We start from the raw sequence: 19354 nt of genomic DNA, 5'->3' as shown, positions 1-19354 counted from the left end.
TTTAATTGGCAATTATGTACTTCACATCCTAATATAGCAATCCTATAGTTATAGAAGATATAGGTACTTAGCAATAATTTACTATGCAAGAAGATTTGATTTTGACTCCTTAATATGGAAAATAAGGTAAGTATATAATATGCATATGTCATCATTTTTACAAAACCTATCATTCTATCCATCTAATCAAAGACAAAAATCAACAGATTTCAAAAAGCGTAATTGCGTATATCTACTTGAATGCTAATCAAATCAATATGGCAAAGTAGAGTCCAGTTACCGAATCTGTGCGCACGATTGCACAATCATTGGCATTCCGAATGGAACCAGTTCCACTCTGCTTTTGAGGGGTAGCATTTCCTCTAAAAATACGCTATAGAGCACAAAAGACCACGCATTTTACAAACGTTATACATCCCTGCAACAAGGCACTTTTACAAGGCTTTTTTACCCTTATTGATCCACATCTATCATGCTTGTATAGAGCTTCTGATAACATCGCGAAATGTATTTATAATAAACAAAAATATGAATGAAAGATAAGGACAAAAAATATTTTTTTCTTTTATGAAAAAGGGATTGCTTATCGTCTGGCAATATCATAGAATGTTCTTGCACACAACTGTAACCGCTTACAAATAGATAATTAAATTTCTAATTCAAGGGGTAACTTCAGTAAATCCGCAATACCGCAAGAATTTGATAAAAGTTTGCAAGCGTTATCAAATTCTTATTTACTTTTGCTGATGATTATTAGAAAATGGATTAAAAGTAAAATTTATCTATTTAAAGCGTGAAGCAGCTTCAACGGTAGTGACATGAAAAAGAGGGTTTGTATATCAAAAGAGAGGGTTGAGTCCATGAAACAGGGCAAACTGAAAAGAAATGGTTCTTTAGGTTTAATGCTGGTGTTGATGTTCTCCGTCGTTTTGAGTGCCTGTTCCGGAGGAAGCAGCACAAGTACAACTGGCAGTTCGCAGACTGGCAGCGGGGGGACAGCTGAGACCGCCACCACAACCGACGGAAGCAAATTGATCACAACGGCGCAAGTACCTGCTGGCTCCGATCTGGAGAAAGCGCTTAACGGAGAATACAAAGGTAAAAAAGTAACGATGTACGGTCCATTCGTCGATGCGGATGAGCAGAAGTTCAATGCCAGCATCAAGGCATTTGAAGATGCAACCGGCATCGATATCGCATACGAAGGCTCCAAAGAATTTGAAGCAACGATCAATGTACGTGTAAACGGAGGCAACGCACCGGATATCGCGGACTTCCCGCAACCGGGTCTGCTGGAAAACTTTGCGAAAGCAGGCAAAGTGGTTGACGTATCTTCCTTTATCGATGCAGACTACATGAAAAAACAATACCAACAAAGCTGGCTGGATATGGGACAAATGCCAGGGCCGGACAGCAAAGATATCACTGCTGGCGTCTGGGCACGCAGCAGCGTGAAAAGCTTGGTTTGGTACAACAAAAAAGCATTTGAAGATGCTGGCTACACCGTTCCAAAAACATGGGACGAAATGATGAAGCTGACCGAGCAAATCGCTGCTGACGGCGATCCTGCTTGGAGTATCGGTATCGAGAGCGGCGCGGCAACCGGCTGGCCTGCTACTGACTGGGTAGAGGACATTATGCTGCGTACTACTACACCGGAAAACTATGATAAATGGGTCAAAGGCGAACTGCCATTCACGGATCCAATCGTAAAAAATGCAGTCGAAAAAATGTCCCAAATCTGGTTTAACAAAGACTATGTATACGGTGGTCGCAGCTCCATCGCCACTACCAACTTCGGTGACGCGATTGCTCCACTGTTCACAGATCCACCGAAAGCATGGCTGCATCGTCAAGCTGGTTTTATCACTTCCTTTATTCCTGAAGGCGTAAAACCGGAAGATTACGACTGGTTCCCGTTCCCATCCATTGATGAGCAATACGGTACACCTGCTATGATCTCTGGCGATATCTACGCGATGTTCAATGATCGTCCGGAAGTGCGTGCTGTTATGGAATTCTTCACAACAGCTGAATCTCTGCAAAGCTGGACCAAATCCGGCGGCGTCACACCTCCGATGAACGGTACACCGGATGATTGGTTTGCGAATGACCAAGAACGTCGTATGTCCGAGTTTGTACAGAATGCCAAAACAATCCGCTTTGACGGTTCCGACCTGATGCCTAGCGCCGTTGGTGCAGGTACATTCTGGAAAGGAATGACCGACTACGTGAGCGGTACCGCCGATCTGGATCAAGCAATGCAAGAGATCCAAGCTGGCTGGAAAAAGTAAGTCGTTTCGTGTACTGAGTTACACAACCAACTGAGACCAACCGCCAAAACGGACCGGGCCTGATTGCGGTCCGTTTGGCTTTCATTGGAGAACAGAAGCTGTATCGGTTTGCACAATGTTGAAGGGGGAAAGCCAATGGACGTAGGCAAACAAATGGATGTGCGTAGCAATCAACGGTTTACACCGAAGCTGATTCTGCTATCCATCCTTGTTCCGTTACTGAATCTGGGGCTGCATACGTTGATCTTCCTGTTTTTCCGCAGCTCGGATTTGCCGCCGATCGTGAATGCGTTTCTTGCTGTATTGTGGGGCGTATTCGGGATCTATTCCATTTACTACTCCCTGAACTGGGTAGTGGAGCAATATCCAGATAAATGGAAAGACCGTATCATTCCGTACGTATTTGTCGGACCAGCCGTGCTGTTGCTAGGTTGGCTACTATTCCTGCCGACGCTGCGCACGCTGTATCTGAGCTTTTTCAATGCCGATTCGACGCAGTTTGTCGGGTTTGCCAACTTTGTTGCTGTATTTACCGACCGATTATTGCTCACGGCATTACGTAACAACTTGATGTGGGTAGCATTCGGTACACTTGCTTGCGTCATTCTCGGATTGTTGATCGCCGTTCTGGCGGATCGCAGCAGCTTTGAGCGTCTGGCAAAAGCGATTGTATTTATGCCGATGGCGATCTCCTTTGTCGCTGCTGGGGTTATCTGGAAATTCATCTATTACTACCAACCGGGTGCCGACCAGATCGGTTTGCTGAATGCGATCATCGTCAATATGGGCTTTCAGCCGCAGGGCTGGCTCAGTATGGTGCAGCCGTGGAATAACTTGTTCCTCATCGTCATTCTCGTCTGGATGCAGACCGGGTTTGCGATGGTTATTTTCTCAGCATCGATCAAAGGGATTCCAGAGGATATGCTAGAAGCGGCGCGGATGGACGGCGCAGGCGAAGTACGTATTTTCTTCAAAATCATGCTGCCCGTTATCTCTGGCACTGTACTTGCCGTAACGACAACGATTATCGTGTTCACGCTGAAAATCTTCGATGTCGTTATGATTATGACTGGTGGACAGTACGGAACTGAGGTCGTAGCGACCGAGTTCTATCGTCAGCTATTTATGTATCAAAATGCAGGTTATGGCTCGACACTTGCCATCGTGCTGTTGATCGCGGTTATTCCGGTCATTATTCTGAATGTGCGTCAGCTCCAGAAGGGAGGAACCCTGTAATGCGTAAATCTGTCAAAGCTCCCAAACGCAAAGGAAACTGGGTTGTCAATCTGGTGCTGGGCATTATCTGTATCGTCTGGTTTATCCCGACACTCGGTCTGCTCATTTCCTCCGTTCGTCCGGCTGCTGATATTTTGCAAACGGGTTGGTGGACTGTATTCCCACATCGTCAATGGGATACAGTCAGTCAGCTCAAGCTTGACCGCGATACCGATCTGCGCAAGCCGATTACAGTGAACGGTCAGACGTTTAGCGACGATCAACTCAAAGCTGGTGTAGAAGTGGGCGACCAGCGTCTAATCTGGGAAAATCGCCGCGCTCGTACACTCGACGTGCAGGAAAAGAAATGGGGCGCTTCGACCAACTTTACCCTGCAAAACTATGAAACCGTGCTGGGCGGTAAACAGTACAAAATCACTCAGCCAGACGGAACGATCAAAACGGAGCAAGGAAGCGGTATGGGACGTTCCTTCTGGAACACGATTGCCGTCGTTATTCCGTCCACGGTCATTCCGATCTTCATTGCATCATTTGCCGCCTATGCATTCGCTTGGCTGAAATTCCGAGGACGCAAAATTTTCTTCGTAGTCATTATCGCGTTGCTGGTTGTACCTTTACAGGTGGCGCTCATTCCGATTTTGCGCGATTATACGACACTTGGTTTGAACGGAACGTACTTTGGGATATGGATGGCGCATACGGCATTTGGACTGCCGCTGATCACGTACTTTATGTACAATTCGATCAGCCAATTGCCGAAGGATTTGTTTGAATCCGCGTTTATGGACGGGGCGACCAACTTTACGATTTTCTCCAAGCTCATTTTGCCATTGTCTGTACCCGCACTGGCGTCGATCTCAATCTTCCAATTCTTGTGGGTATGGAACGATTATCTCGTTTCACTCATTTTCCTCGGCTCTCAGCCGGAAGTACAGGTATTGTCGATGAGTATTGCCAATCTGGTAGGCTCGCGCGGTAACGACTGGCAGCTGCTTACGGCGGCGGCATTCGTATCTATGCTGACACCACTGGCTGTATTCTTCGCTCTGCAAAAGTACTTTGTACGCGGTTTGCTGGGCGGATCGGTCAAAGGCTGATCGCTCTGGCACGGTATCACGGACTGGTTGCTTCAGTATAGGATATCGTTTAGCATTCTCCATCTACTACTTGTTACAAACGTCCGCTTTCCGATTATGGGAAGCGGGCTTTTTGATATGGGTGGATGAATATGTATGGAAATATATGTTATAATTTTCCTGCTGAACAAGAACGGATCTGTACATCTACACATCAAACAATAAGAGCACTATTCATCGCTGCCGGGAGGATTATGTATGGAATGGTGGAGTACGCTACTATCGGTTATTGGATTGATTCTCGCACTGCTGTCAGTTGGCTCAATTGTGTATGTTAGCTGGCGCAACGGCATTTCACCATTACCAGCATCGCCGCTGTTACTTAGCGAAGTGGAGCGCGAGGTACGAGAAGCGATTCAGCGTATTGACATCGTTCAGCGAGAACGACAGTTTAAGAAAAATGCAGTAGAGATTGTGAACGGTAGATCTGTGATTGCTAATGGAAATGCAAATCGATATTCACATACAAACTCAAATCAAAATTCAAATCAAAATGGAAAAACAGAACCTGCTTACTGCTCAACTGGACATGAAGCAACCATAGCCTCTACTGTCGATACCGAAGCCAATTTGGCATCGTCCCATCCGCTCAAGCTAGTGGAAGCCGGTTCAGGCTGGGGAACGCTGGCAATCCATTTGAAACGCCATGTTCCAGCACTACATGTGATCGGGATTGAGAATTCGCCAGTGCCATATCTGGTATCTCGGGGGCTGGCGTGGCTGCGGCGCAGTCGGATTGCGCTTATTCGTGGCGATCTGTATCAGTATGATTATCGCGATACCGATCTGATCGTCTGTTATCTGTTTCCGGGTGCGATGAAGCGGCTGAGTACTCTGTGGCGAGAGCAGTGCCGACAGGATACGTATGTGATCAGCGTCTATTTTGCCTTACCGGGCTGGGAGCCAGAGCATATGATTACGTGCCGGGATATTCATCGTACACGTATTTATATTTACCGTGCCGGGCATCGTAGTTATGTAGTGTAATAACAGCGATGATGGATGCTGCGAGGTGAGGTGGAACAGCACCATTTTGCATCTTCTATCGCAACGATAAGTATGAGATTGACTATGGCAGGTGTATAAGATGAGCGGTAGTGGGAAGTACTGCCTTTTCTAAGTCAGCCGATGATTCGGCTGGCTTATTTTTTCGTTGACAGGTATCGTTTATCCGTGCTAAATTCATTCCAATCATTTAATTCACATCGGAATGGTATGAATTGGGAGAATCTGTTTTTTTGTTTATGATTTCCATATTTCAAGGAGGCATTCATTTGAAAAAGATGACCCGTTTCACACTCGCAGCTCTGCTTGCTGCACCTACTGCACTGGGAGCAGTCGGACTGCCGGCATATGCTGCTCCTGCCGCGACACCAACAGCTGTCAAAGCACCCGCAGCGGTCAAGACACCGACTGTACCAGTAGCCCATCCTGCTGCTGTTCAGACACCAGCTGCACCCGCAATCTCTACCTCAACTTCGGTCTATACTGAGACGGCAGCAGAGTATGCTCAATTTTTACAGGCAAAATATAATGTCCAGCTTCCGCAACAAGTGAAACGAGGCGACTTCCTGCAAGCGATCTCGCAAATCGTCCCATCGACTGTTACCTCATCCACATATGCCGATACACCATCGTTCACCGATCTGAAGCCGGGTGACGACGCGTATGCCGCCGCAGTCAGTCTGTACAATGATGGCATTCTGTCGAGCACCGAGGTGCATGCCAATCAGGCGCTGAGCACGTATGCAGCTGTATTCATCGCCGTCAAAGCTGCGGGCTTCAAGGAACTAGCGTATACATATCCACAAACCAAAATCAAAGCCGCCTTGACCAAAGCTGGTATCACGGATAGCACTTTACAAGGACAGGCGGCGCAGGAATTAGCAGCGGCAATTGACACCGGACTCGTGTCAGAAAGTCTCTATCCTGCTCTGCGCAAAGGCGGAACCATTGACCGCGATACTGCGAACATCCTGCTTGGCAAGACGCTGACCAGCCTCGGCAAATACAAAAACGAAATTGGTCGTTCCAGTGACAGTGATATTTATGAGAAGCTGTATTCCGCTTATCGTACCGCTGACCTGATTGAGGCGCCAGAGCTGAGAAGTATCGTTGATCAGGCGCTGCGCAACAATCTGGTGACAGGGTACAACCTGAAGGATAGCCGGTTTGATTCCAACTTTATCGATAATCTGACACTCACGTATGGGCATGACGATATCAAGCATGCGGTACAGCTGATCGGATTGCTGCGCAGTGAGCATATCGATGCGGATGTGCAGTTCCAGCCGAAGACATCGGCGTTCATTTATCTCAAGGAATGGGGAACTCCCAAAGAAACGCCAGATTACAAAGTAACCCAGATCGACAATGGCAATTATATCGCTTATGCCAAAGAATACGATATCCAGTTTGAATTTAATACTACCGCAGACAAAGAGCGTTTTAACACCATTATTTCCACCTATGCGAAGAAAAATAGCAATACAACGACACCGCTGATCTACAGCTCTTGGTGGCAACCGCTGTATTATTCGCCAACGGAGCTGTCTGGTTATCCGGTCATCTCCAATACGAAAATTACACTCGGTCATTATTACGCTCAATCGTTCTCGCTCAAAGATCAGGCATCTAATATCCGTGATGGCTTCCGCAAGTTGGCACCAGACGCGGACATCTCCGGTTATGATTTCTGGGTGGATCAACCATTCTTTCACTATCTGAATGGTGAATCGGAGTAAGCATAGTACTGATTGTATGAATAACGAAGATTAGTGATCAACAAGACCCTGTTCTGCTCAGTATAAATTCTGCATTGGAATCTGTACGCGGAACAGGGTATTTTGCATCATTTTATAAAACGCTTACAATAAAAACTTTACATCAGCGAATCAGAGTAGTAAGATAAAAACCAAAGTTTTGAAGTTGTATACAAGTACACAATAACATCATATTTCATTCGTTATTATATTGCCTGTGTACAGGTTGAGATGAATCACGCACATATCTTTTACAGTCCGCTTCGTAAGGAGGGCGATACATAGTATCCAGTGATGTCGATCGTCGAAAACGTTATATCCGGTTCGCCGGTTTGTGCTAAAATCGTAATACATGACGGGTTGCGGCTCATAGCCGCAAGTAGTAGACAAACAATAAGGATCAGCTAGTCATAGCCAGATGCTGCTTGTTTGTTACGCTTATGCCTGTTCACCGACGATGATGCACAAGGAAGGGACGTTGACGATGCAATATCCAACTGCCTGGTTACAGGGGGCTTCCCGCGGGGAAGTGATTGCCTGTGAGCTTCGGCTGCAAATTATAAATGAACAGATCCAACCGGGAGAGATCATTTCGGAGAATAGGATTGCCGCTGATTTTGGCAGCAGCCGTTCCCCGGTACGCGATGCGCTCAAAGCACTGTCCAACGAAGGCTTAATCCGATTGGAACGTATGGGTGCGGTCGTACTCGGACTCAATCTGGAGGATGTCAAAGAGCTGTACGATGTACGGTATCTGATCGAGAGCTTTGCCCAGCAGCGGCTGGCGGAAGGCGATCACGATGTCTTGATCACCCAGCTGGATCGCACCATCGACAAGATGAAGCTGGCGGTCAAGCATGGTGATTATGTCGATTTTGCATATCAGGACTTTATGTTTCACGAAGCGATCGTGATGCACGCTCAGCACAAACGCATGATTCATCTCTGGAACAGTATTCGCCAGATTGTGATGACCGTCATTCTGATCACGACCGAGAAGGGCTTTCAGACTGGCGAAGAGCGGATGAACTGGGTCGCCGACAAGCATTACAAAATTCTGGGTGGACTGCGTTCACGCGATCCTGAAGTGATCCGGCGTGCGGTTAACGACTATTTTGCCGATTCGGCGCGTACCCTGACCCGCACCTTGCCGTAGCAGCTCTGTCCGTTTACCAATGAAAACAGCCATCTGTAGATGTTGGGATTGTGCCGGACGAGTGCAAATCGTAACGGCGCAGAGATCACAGCCGGCGGTACCGACAGAACGACATTTCTGAAGCGGTTCGCCGGTTGTAGATACGGAGTAGGATGCGGTTTGTTGTTAGTTGTCGACAAGTATACATCTTCGTCCGCGCAATCATATGCGGTAGGATGTTGATCACAGTATATATTGTAAGCGCTCTATTTATTTGCGGAAAATATTTCAATTTTTCAAAAACAGACTTTGAAAATTTTCATTTTGATTTTTCATAAGGAGGCTATTCCCTTGGATCAATTATTCGGACTCAGTCACAATGCAACATTGCTCGTATGGACATTGATTGCGATCGTCTTCCTGATCGTCTTGATTGCCAAATTCAAATGGAATCCGTTTGTCACTCTGATGATCGCCGCATTAATGCTCGGTCTGCTGGCAGGCATGGACCCGCAGGATCTGATCAAATCTGTCACCGGCGGTCTGGGCGGAACGCTCGGCACGATTGCGATCGTTATCGGTCTTGGTACGATGCTCGGTAAAATGATGGCAGAATCCGGTGGTGCCGAACGCATCGCCACTACGCTGATTGACCGCTTTGGCGAGAAGCGCGTCCACTGGGCGATGATGCTGGTTGGCTTTATCGTCGGGATTCCGGTCTTTTTTGAAGTCGGTTTGATTCTGTTGATTCCGATTGTGTTCTTGGTCGCACGTAAAACAGGGCTATCTTTGCTGAAAATCGGGATTCCGATTCTGGCAGGTCTGTCGACCGTACACGGTTTGGTACCGCCACATCCGGCACCGATGATCGCCATTGGCGCGTACAATGCTGATCTGGGACGCACCATTCTGTACTCCTTGATCGTCGGTTTGCCGACAGCGATCATTGCGGGTCCCATTTTCGGTAAATTTATCGGTAGTCGCATTGAAGTTCAGCCACCGAAGGATTTGGCAGAGCAATTTGCATCCAAAGGTGATCGCAAGCTGCCGGGATTCGGTATCACACTGTTTACGATTTTGCTGCCCGTTATTCTGATGCTGATGGGTTCCATCGCCAGCATTGTCGATCCAGAAGGTGTGAACGGATTTACGCATTTTGCCGAATTTGTCGGTCATGAGATTATTGCACTGCTCATCTCGGCGGTATTCGCCTTCTTCTCACTCGGCTTTGCCCGTGGATTTAGCAAAGACGACATCTCCAAATTTACCAGCGAGTGTCTGGCGCCTACTGCCGGTATCATTCTGATCATCGGTGGTGGCGGTGCATTCAAGCAAGTATTGATTGATAGCGGTGTAGGCAAAGCGATTGCTGACATTGCCAGTCATAGCAACATCAACGTGATTCTGTTCGCCTGGCTCGTAGCAGCGCTCATCCGCGTAGCAACCGGTTCGGCAACGGTAGCGATGACTACGGCGGCTGGTATTGTCGCACCTGTTCTGGCGGTTAGCACCGGGGTCAATGTAGAGCTGGTCGTACTGGCAACCGGTGCAGGCTCGCTGATTCTGTCGCACGTTAACGATGCAGGCTTCTGGATGATCAAGGAGTTCTTCGGCATGACCGTTGGACAGACGCTGAAGTCGTGGACGGTGATGGAGACGATCCTATCGGTAGTCGGACTGGCGTTTATTATGGTTTTGAGTGTATTTGTATAACACGAATGCATATTAAACACAGTAATCATAAAAGAAGTCGACATGTAGCTGGATGGGCGTCGCTGTAATATCCAATAGGAATCGGCTGACGTAGATGAGTATAGCAGGGCGGGGGATACATCACCCCGTTCTGTTTTATTTTATGTGGTATAAGGGTTGCGATAGTATACAGTCGGCTTAGACACAGACACAGACACAGACACAGACACAGACACAGACACAGACACAGACACAGACACAGACACAGACACAGACACAGACACAGACACAGACACAGACACAGACACAGACACAGACACAGACACAGACACAGACACAGACACAGACACAGACACAGACACAGACACAGACACAGACGAGTGTAAGCACCAAGATATATGTCTGTGAAGCTAATCATCCAATATAGAGACAGATATTCAGGAGTAGAGAGAAGGAGACTGATCATCATGCAAACAATAGAGAACTATAAAACAACTCAACAACCGTCCGGTATGCGCATGATTGGTGTTGATATCGGTACAACGAGTACGAAGTCAGTATTGTTTGAGGAAAATGGAACAGTGATCACATCGGCGAATATTGGCTATCCGCTGCATACGCCAACTCCATCGACAGCAGAGCAGGACCCAGATCAGATATTGCGTGCGGTGATGGATACGATTGCGAGCGTGATGACACAGAGCGGTACCTCGGCGGAGCAGATTCTGTTCGTTTCATTCAGCTCAGCGATGCACAGTCTGATTGCAGTAGATGAGCAAGGCACGCCCCTGACGAACTGTATCACTTGGGCGGATAACCGCAGCGCTGATTACGCACGTCGATTAAAAGAAGAGCATAACGGACATGAGATCTACTTACGCACGGGCACGCCTATTCACCCGATGTCGCCGCTGTCCAAGTTGATGTGGATGCGCGAAGAACAGCAGGATATTTTCAATGCAGCGCATAAATTTATTTCGATCAAAGAATATGTATTTTTCCGTCTGTTTGGTACCTATGTGATCGACCATTCGATCGCTTCGTGTACCGGGCTGCTTCATTTGCAGCAGCTGGATTGGGATCGTGAAGCGTTGGAGTTGGCAGGTGTGACGCCAGAACGACTATCGACGCTCGTTCCGACGACCCACAGCGTAGAGGGATTACATGCCGAAGCTGCATCAGCGATGAATCTGTCAGTATCAACACCGTTTATCGTCGGGGCAAGTGATGGAGTATTGTCCAATCTGGGCGTAGGCGCCATCGATCCCGGCGTAGTCGCGGTTACGATCGGTACAAGTGGCGCGATTCGTACGGTAGTGGATAAGCCGCTCACCGATCAGAAAGGACGCATCTTCTGTTACGCACTTACCGAGGATAAATGGGTAATCGGCGGTCCGGTTAATAACGGCGGTATGTTATTCCGCTGGGTGCGCGACGAATTTGCCGCGTCCGAAGTGGAGACAGCCAAGCGGCTTGGGATCGATTCATACGATGTATTAACCCGGATTGCCGAGCAGGTGCCAGCAGGCAGTGAAGGGCTGTTATTTCACCCGTATCTGACTGGTGAGCGTGCCCCGTTATGGAATCCAGATGCACGAGGTTCGTTTATTGGGCTAACGATGAAGCATCGTAAGGAGCATATGATCCGTTCAGTGCTGGAAGGCGTTATTTTTAACCTGTATACAGTCATGCTGGCGATGAAGGAGCAGATCGGTCACCCGGCGAAGATTCATGCGACTGGCGGGTTCGCTCGCTCTCCGCTCTGGCGGCAGATGATGGCGGATATTTTCGATCAGGATGTGGTCGTACCAGAAAGTATTGAAAGCTCCTGTCTCGGAGCAGTTGTGCTGGGATTGTACGGTACGGGACGCATTCCATCACTGGATATCGTTAATGAGATGATCGGTTCCACTCACGCGCATGCACCGAAGCCGGAGCATACGCATGTGTACCATCAATTGCTACCGATCTATGTATCCATCTTCCGCAGTCTGGAGCAGCAATATAGCGCTCTTGCCCAATTCCAGAGCCGTGAATATGCACGAATCTAATCGCTACAATTTTTGTGGTTGATTGACATAAATGATACGCTTTCCCACTGCCAAAGGTGATATACTGAGTCCACAGTCATCCACTAAGGCTGACAAGTACGGATTGCCGCGCGAGATACGCGGTTGGGAGAGAATGCATGAGTTTTAACCTGGACATGAAGACGATCTTCATATCGCTGGTGTTTGGTCATATTTTCACAGTCATTTTGATAAGCGCGTATCGTAGGCAGAACGCTCCGGATCGGTCAGCTAACGCATTTTTTATGGCAAAGCTGATTCAGGCACTTGCTTGGGCTATGCTCGTTTTTCGCGGTTTGATCCCGGAGGTATTCTCGATTGTACTGGCGAATACGCTATTGTTTATCGGGGCAGGTCTGGAAACGAGTGCACTGCTAATTCTGCAAAAGGTATTTTCCCATCGGATCAAAAGGCTGTACATGATCGGTACGCTGCTCTGTATTGCTGGATTTGTCACGATTTACACTTTTGACGTAACCGAAGGCATGCGGATTGTATACGCGTCGATTGCTACCGCGTTGTTCCTCGTCTATCCTGTCTACCATATGACGACCGATCGCACAGCATCCACGCTACGACGGTTGATGGGTATCCTGTATGGCATCGTATCGCTCAGTTTACTGTTTCGCGCGGCTTCGGCGCTGGAGCTGGGCAGTCAGGTCGGTCTGTTTACGGCAGGCATGTATCAAAGCTTTTCCTTTATCGCCTTGTATCTCATCATGATTCTTGGGAATACAGGCTATGTGTTATTGTCCAAGGAACAGGCGGATGCAGAGCTGCTGCGTATCGCCAGCTATGACGAAATGACCGGAGTATTCAATCGACGTACATTTATGGTGGAGAGTCGTAATCTCATTCACCGAGTAGCGGCACGTCAGGGGCAGGTATCGTTCGTCTTATTCGATATTGATTCGTACAAAATTATCAACGATACATACGGTCATTTTACCGGTGACCGGGTGTTACGGGACATGGCGGATCGGTTGAACGAACGACTGCTGGAATTGACCGGGGAACGTTATATTTTTGGGCGATATGGCGGCGATGAATTTGCGATTTTACTGCCGGATACGAATGAGCAGCAAGCAGGCAGTATTGCCGAGCAATTGCGTATCGCGGTAGCCGAAGGCAACTCAGATGTGCTGCCTGTACCGTATACGATCAGCCTTGGTGTGGTCAGTGTATCGGCGCAGCGCAATATGCAGCTGAATACATTGTACGAGCTGAGCGACCATGCGCTGTACAATGCCAAGCGTGCCGGGAAAAATCAGGTTGCTGTCTACAACCATGAACAAATAGAAGTATCGTCAAACTAATCTGCGATAACATACACCGTATGATAAAATGTAAATTATGCCAAATTACGCCAAACTCTCCGCCGATGCTACCAAAATCGATGCGGAGGGTTATTTTTATACACAAATATGTATCAGGGTATTTCCTCATTTGCCTAATATACGATAAGCTAGAACAAACTATGAGCCAGCATTCCAGTATGCAATTTATTGTGCAGGGTGCACTGGCTCCATCTTGATTTTATTTGCCAAGGAGAGAAGCCAAGTATGAACTATTCATTTGCTGAACGGATGACGGCGATGAAGCCGTCTATTATTCGCGAAATTTTAAAATCCAGTTCGGGGCAGTCGGTGATTCCGTTTGCCGCGGGCAATCCCGCGTCCGAGACGTTCCCGCTGGAAGCGATTCGTACATTTACGACACAGATTCTCGCAGACCATCCGGTCGCTGCTCTGCAATATGGTGTCACCGAGGGTTATGACCCACTGCGCGAGCATTTGCTGGAGCATTTGCAGCAGCGCTTCGGTATTGATACGACGGGCAACAGCCTGATGGTCGTATCCGGGGCACAGCAGGGGATCGAGCTAGCATGTAAAGTCTTTTGTAATGAAGGCGATACGATCATCTGCGAAAGCCCAAGCTTTATCGGCTCGCTCAATACATTCCGCACTGCTGGTGTACGTCTCGCAGGCGTACCGATGGAGCAGGATGGCATTCATCTGGAGCAACTGGAGCACGCACTGCAAACCGAGCACAACGTGAAGCTGATCTACCTGATCCCAAGCTTCCAAAATCCGACCGGCATCACTACATCCGCCGAGAAGCGCAAGGCAATCTATGCGCTGGCAAAACAATATAATGTCGTCATTCTGGAAGATAATCCATATGGCGAATTGCGTTTTCATGGCGACGATGTACCAACGCTAAAAGCAATCGATACTGAGCAACTGGTCATTTATGTTGGTTCCTTTTCTAAAGTGCTGTCCGCTGGGCTACGCGTAGGCTATGTGCTGGCACCGGATGAGATCATCCAAAAGATGGCGGTCGCCAAGCAGGGTGAGGATGTACACACGGCGATTCTGCCGCAGATGATCGCCCACAAATTCATGACCGAATACGATTACGAAGGACATATCCAGCTGGTGCGTGATGTGTATCGTCGCAAAAGTGATCTCATGCGCCGTTCGCTGGAGCAGCATATGGACGCGTCAGTCGCCTATACACAGCCGGATGGCGGACTGTTCCTCTGGTGCGAATTGCCGCCTAACATGCCGATGCTGGCGTATTGCAAACAAGCCGCAGCAAGTGGCGTCGCTGTCGTACCGGGCAATGCGTTCCTCGTGAACGAGAGCGAGCCATGCAATGCCCTGCGTCTGAACTTCTCCACACCATCCGACGAGCAGATCGTACGTGGTGTCGAGATTCTCGGTCAGGTATTTACGCAGCAACAGCAAGAACTGGCAGCAAGCAATACAGAGCTGTAGGCTAGCCATAGTGTTGTTATAAAAGAAATCGCATAGAGGAATAGAAAATACCCAGCGAGAGGGTTAGCAGCTATACACTACTGCGAATGATGCTCAGAACCGAAACAAAGACCAGCCCTTATGAACCGGGCTGGTCTTTTGCTATATCACTATTTCGCTATATCAGAAAACATTATTTTTTGCTTTTCGGTACGGAGTAATGATACAGATTGTCCGCCAGTGCTTGCATAGTGGAGCTAGTGCTGTGCAGACGCTCGATAACATCGGTAAATGAACCGACCAGCGTTGCTTGCTCCTGAGAGGACGTGGTGATCTGTTCAATCTCACGCTCCATGTTGCGGATCGACTCCTGCACTTCACGCAGGGCATTCTCGATATCACCCGTCGCTTGCTTGGCGTTAACGGAAAGCTTGCGTACTTCGGTAGCTACTACGCCAAAGCCAGCACCCAGTTCGCCAACACGCGCCGCTTCAATCGCCGCATTCAGACCGAGCAAGTTCGTTTGTTCAGAGATTTCTTTGATCAGAGTAGCGACTTCGTTAATTTTGGACGATTTCTCGACCGTCGTTTTGCTGTTTTGCAAAATTTGTTCGCTAGTTGCCTGCAATTGCTGGGCATGAGAAGCGACGTGCTGTACCATATCGACCAGACTGTCCGAGATGGAACGACTGTCAGAGACAACATGCTCCAGACTCTGGTGATTGGACTGCTCGTAAAAGACGTTAAACATCGCTACCAGCTTACCACCTTCATAAATAGGCACAGAAACGCCTTCCAGCGGATATCCGAAGATGTCAGCAGGGAAGAAACTGATCGATGTTTTGGTTTTGTCCGCTACACCTTGAAAATTATGAAAACTTGGTTCCAGCTCACTACCACTCGTATAACCAAGATTGAAATCTCCAAGCTGTTCATAATATAAAATATGACTGTGATCGTAAACGGAAACCGCAGCCTTTTCACGCAGCGCTTTGGTGAAAAAAGGAATTACCTGTATTAGTGACTCAACAACGCTCATTTTATCCCTTCCTTTATAGAGGATGCAATACTTTGTATATTTATCGGGAACTGAGGTATAAATTTTTAGTTGGTCATTTATAGTAAAAAAATAGGATTAACTATATATTTCACCATAAAATGTAGATAAAGCGTTATTTATTTCTATAAATATACAGAATAAGCTGGAAAAGGTAGCGAAATGGATCATAATACTCTGTATTCCATTTGAAAACTGTCCAAAAAAAATAAAAATATTTCATAAAAATAAGGAATTATGGAGAAGTAAGCCGTTCCAATTGTTCCAAATAAGCAAATGCGTAATCATCTGTCGTTCCGCACATATCGAGTGAAGCCGCCAAACCGCTGCATACTGCCGGGCGCTCCGGTCTGCCAAACAGACCACAACGACGCTCGGTCGTCAGATGCGGACACGGCATGCCAGCCGGTTTACCTGCGGGCAAACCCGGAATAGGTGAAGAGATCGAGATGGCGATACAACAGGCAGCACAGCCAGCACGACATTCCATAAGCAATATCTCCTTTAATGCCAAGTATAAATGAAAAGAGGTGGATTCATTCTATTATACAGGATGAATGTTCTATCCAGTGAAGAAACCGGAAATATCCTGTACGGGTATACCAAAAACGCAAAAAGACGCCTGCTACAGCCGACATATCGCCGACTTGAGCAGACGTCTGACAGAGGAACGCTTCAGGTGAAACGTTCGTCCACGTATGTTATTTCCATACATCCTGCGCGATTTCGATCACATGGCGCAGTTTGTCCCATTGTTGTTCTTCGGTCAGCAGATTGCCTTCCTCTGTAGAAGCGAAGCCGCATTGCGGGCTGAGGCACAGCTGATCCAGATTCACATAACGCGCTGCCTGATCAATACGGCGCTTGATATCGTCTTTGCTTTCCAATTCGCCATGCTTGGACGTGATCAGACCGAGCACCAGTTGCAGGTCTTTGCGTTTCACATGCTTCAGCACGTCCAGTGAACCGGAACGCTCATCGTCGAATTCCATAAACAGCCCGTTCAGATTCAATTGATCCAGAATCGCATCGGCTGCGCCTTCGTAACCACCGGAAGCTGTCCAAGTAGAGCGGAAGTTGCCGCGGCAAATATGCATCGTGATGACCATATCGTCTGGACGGTTCGCTACCGCCAGATTGATCAGCTTCACGGAATCGGCAAGCATTTGATCCAGGTTTTTCCCTTCAGCGCGCAGTTTTTGCTTCGCTTCATCGGAGAAGAACGCCGCCCACGATGTATCGTCCAGTTGCAGATAACGACAGCCTTCATCGTAAAACGCGCGCAGCGCTTTTTGATACGCAAGACCGAGATCGTTCAGCAGTACATCGCTGTCGCTGTACAGGTCGGTGCCGATTTGACCACGGAATTGCAGCATATTCGGGCTAGGAATCGTCATTTTCGCAGTGCGATCCGGGCTGACGACGCTGTGCAAGAATTTGTAATCTTCCAGATGCGGATGACTGGTAAAGTCGATTTTGTCGATGACCTTGATACCGCGCGGCTTGGTGGTGACGCCGTGGAACTGGATACCCTGCTGCGCTTCAAATGCTTCAACGCCGTCCAGATTCTCGAGGAAGTCAAAGTGCCACCACGCGCGGCGGAATTCGCCGTCTGTGATGGATTGCAGACCGATTTCTTCCTGCTTGGCAGCGATACGACGGATTTCCTCGTTCTCAATCTCGCGCAGCTGTTCAACAGTGATCACGCCTGCGGTATGCTGAAGACGTGCTTTTTTGATTTTCTCAGTACGTAGCAGACTGCCTACATGATCCGCACGAAAAGGCGCGGTCGTGCGTTGTGAGGAAGATAGGGAAGATGTCATAATCAATACCTACTTTCTGGATAGGAATCATATTTTATGTTGCATCGTACCAGAGATTCCAGCTCATGTAAAATGAAGGCTATAATTAAGCTTGTTCTTCAAACAATCGTGCAATCTCCACGATCACTTCGGTTGCTTTGACCATATTGTCGACAGATACATATTCAAACTTGCCGTGGTAGTTCTCCCCGCCAGTGAAGATATTCGGTGTCGGCAATCCCATATAGGACAGCTGTGCACCATCTGTACCACCGCGAACCGGTATAATATGTGGCTCTACACCGCGATTGCGCATAGCTTGCGCAGCAGTATCGACGATATGCATTACAGGTTCAATCTTCTCGCGCATATTGAAATATTGATCACGAATCTCCAGCAGGATGCTATCTTCGCCATACGTCTGGCGGAATTCATGCACAATGCTAGTCAGTGTATTCTTCTTATGTTCAAAGTTCTCACGATCAAAGTCACGGATAATGTAGGACAGCTCTGTACGTTCGACATCGCCTTTGATAGATTGCAGATGGTAGAAGCCTTCGTAGCCTTCCGTGAATTCTGGCGCTTCATCCACTGGCAGACGGCGGTTCAGTTCCATAGCGATCTTGGTGGCGTTGATCATTTTGCCTTTGGCAGTACCAGGATGTACATTGGTGCCTTTGCAAATGACACGCGCTGCGGCGGCGTTGAACGTCTCGTATTCCAGTTCACCAAGTGGACCGCCATCGACAGTATAAGCGTATTTGGCACCATAGGCATCGACATCGAAGCGATGCGGACCGCGACCAATCTCTTCATCCGGGGTAAAAGCAATGCGCAGCTTGCCATGCTTCACTTCCGGGTGATCTAGCAGATAATGCACTGCTGTCATAATCTCGGCGATGCCTGCTTTGTTGTCCGCGCCGAGCAGAGTCGTGCCATCCGTCGTCATCAACGTATGACCGTGATAGCCGTCCAGCTCTGGGAAGTCCTTCGGCGATAACACAACGCCATGCTCTTTACTTAGCAAAATATCGCCACCGTTATATTCCACCAGCTGTGGTTTTACATGTTTGCCGGTAAAATCAGTTGCCGTATCAACATGCGCCATAAAGCCGATAACTGGTACATCCTTGTCGCTATTGGACGGCAGTGTCGCCATCAGATACCCTTCGTCGTTTAGCGTAATCTCTGCCAGTCCGAGCGTATGTAGCTCCTGCTCCAGCTGGCGCAGCAAATCCCATTGTCCGGGTGTGGACGGGCAAGTTTCACTCTCATCATTGGATTGCGTATCAATCTGTACATAGGAACTCAAACGTTCAATTAGTTCATTTTTCAAAACGGTCATGCTCCTCTCGCGTACTCGGGAATAGTAAATGCTATCTTACATTTTAGCATGAACAGCGGGTATTGAA

The 19354-nt window shown here is 48.0% G+C and carries 14 protein-coding genes; 10 read left to right on the top strand and 4 right to left on the bottom strand.

All coding sequences use genetic code 11. The features are described 5' to 3' along the window. Positions 1–860: 860 nt before the first annotated feature. The 10 genes from ACDE64_RS22660 (at position 861) to ACDE64_RS22615 (ending at position 15104) form a co-directional block, all read left to right on the top strand. Positions 861–2294: an ABC transporter substrate-binding protein gene (locus tag ACDE64_RS22660; protein ID WP_411344309.1), complete on the top strand. Its 1434-nt coding sequence runs from the start codon at positions 861–863 to the stop codon at positions 2292–2294. A 135-nt stretch (positions 2295–2429) separates the two neighbouring features. Continuing rightward, positions 2430–3530, top strand: coding sequence for a carbohydrate ABC transporter permease (locus ACDE64_RS22655; RefSeq protein WP_411344308.1), 1101 nt, complete (start codon positions 2430–2432; stop codon positions 3528–3530). Then, on the top strand, positions 3530–4627 hold the full coding sequence (locus ACDE64_RS22650; RefSeq protein WP_411348395.1) for a carbohydrate ABC transporter permease: 1098 nt from the start codon (positions 3530–3532) through the stop codon (positions 4625–4627). Before ACDE64_RS22655 ends, ACDE64_RS22650 begins: the two co-directional genes overlap by 1 nt. A 237-nt stretch (positions 4628–4864) precedes the next feature. Beyond that, positions 4865–5653, top strand: coding sequence for a class I SAM-dependent methyltransferase (locus ACDE64_RS22645; protein ID WP_411348394.1), 789 nt, complete (start codon positions 4865–4867; stop codon positions 5651–5653). Between the two features lie 296 nt (positions 5654–5949). Beyond that, entirely contained in the window at positions 5950–7410 is a 1461-nt protein-coding gene (locus ACDE64_RS22640) for a hypothetical protein (protein WP_411350378.1), read from the top strand. Positions 7411–7912: 502 nt separating this feature from the next. Beyond that, the gene (locus ACDE64_RS22635; protein WP_411350377.1) at positions 7913–8584 is read left to right on the top strand and encodes a GntR family transcriptional regulator; all 672 of its coding nucleotides are present in this window, start codon (positions 7913–7915) and stop codon (positions 8582–8584) included. 330 nt (positions 8585–8914) lie between these two features. Then, on the top strand, positions 8915–10276 hold the full coding sequence (locus ACDE64_RS22630; protein ID WP_411344305.1) for a GntP family permease: 1362 nt from the start codon (positions 8915–8917) through the stop codon (positions 10274–10276). A gap of 446 nt (positions 10277–10722) precedes the next feature. After that, positions 10723–12306 (top strand): gluconokinase, encoded by a 1584-nt coding sequence (gene gntK / locus ACDE64_RS22625; RefSeq protein WP_411348393.1) that lies wholly within the window; start codon positions 10723–10725, stop codon positions 12304–12306. A gap of 137 nt (positions 12307–12443) precedes the next feature. Continuing rightward, positions 12444–13640: a diguanylate cyclase gene (locus ACDE64_RS22620; protein WP_411348392.1), complete on the top strand. Its 1197-nt coding sequence runs from the start codon at positions 12444–12446 to the stop codon at positions 13638–13640. A gap of 246 nt (positions 13641–13886) precedes the next feature. Next, positions 13887–15104, top strand: coding sequence for a PLP-dependent aminotransferase family protein (locus tag ACDE64_RS22615; RefSeq protein ID WP_411348391.1), 1218 nt, complete (start codon positions 13887–13889; stop codon positions 15102–15104). 172 nt (positions 15105–15276) lie between these two features. Here ACDE64_RS22615 and ACDE64_RS22610 read toward each other — a convergent pair whose 3' ends face one another. The 4 genes from ACDE64_RS22610 to pepT all read right to left on the bottom strand — a co-directional run bounded on the left by ACDE64_RS22610 (position 15277) and on the right by pepT (position 19278). Then, the gene (locus tag ACDE64_RS22610) at positions 15277–16122 is read right to left on the bottom strand and encodes a methyl-accepting chemotaxis protein (RefSeq protein WP_411348390.1); all 846 of its coding nucleotides are present in this window, start codon (positions 16120–16122) and stop codon (positions 15277–15279) included. A gap of 253 nt (positions 16123–16375) precedes the next feature. After that, positions 16376–16630, bottom strand: coding sequence for a YkgJ family cysteine cluster protein (locus tag ACDE64_RS22605; protein WP_411344301.1), 255 nt, complete (start codon positions 16628–16630; stop codon positions 16376–16378). A 211-nt stretch (positions 16631–16841) separates the two neighbouring features. After that, on the bottom strand, positions 16842–17963 hold the full coding sequence (locus tag ACDE64_RS22600; protein WP_411348389.1) for a 5-methyltetrahydropteroyltriglutamate--homocysteine S-methyltransferase: 1122 nt from the start codon (positions 17961–17963) through the stop codon (positions 16842–16844). A gap of 85 nt (positions 17964–18048) precedes the next feature. Beyond that, complete coding sequence (pepT, locus tag ACDE64_RS22595) at positions 18049–19278, bottom strand: peptidase T (RefSeq protein WP_411348388.1); 1230 nt, start codon at positions 19276–19278, stop codon at positions 18049–18051. Positions 19279–19354 lie beyond the last annotated feature (76 nt).

This window comes from Paenibacillus sp. WLX2291, assembly GCF_046603665.1.
Classification (GTDB): Bacteria; Bacillota; Bacilli; order Paenibacillales; family Paenibacillaceae; genus Saccharibacillus.
Note: the sequence above shows the minus strand (reverse complement) of the source record. Positions and strands in the feature narration are given on the sequence as shown.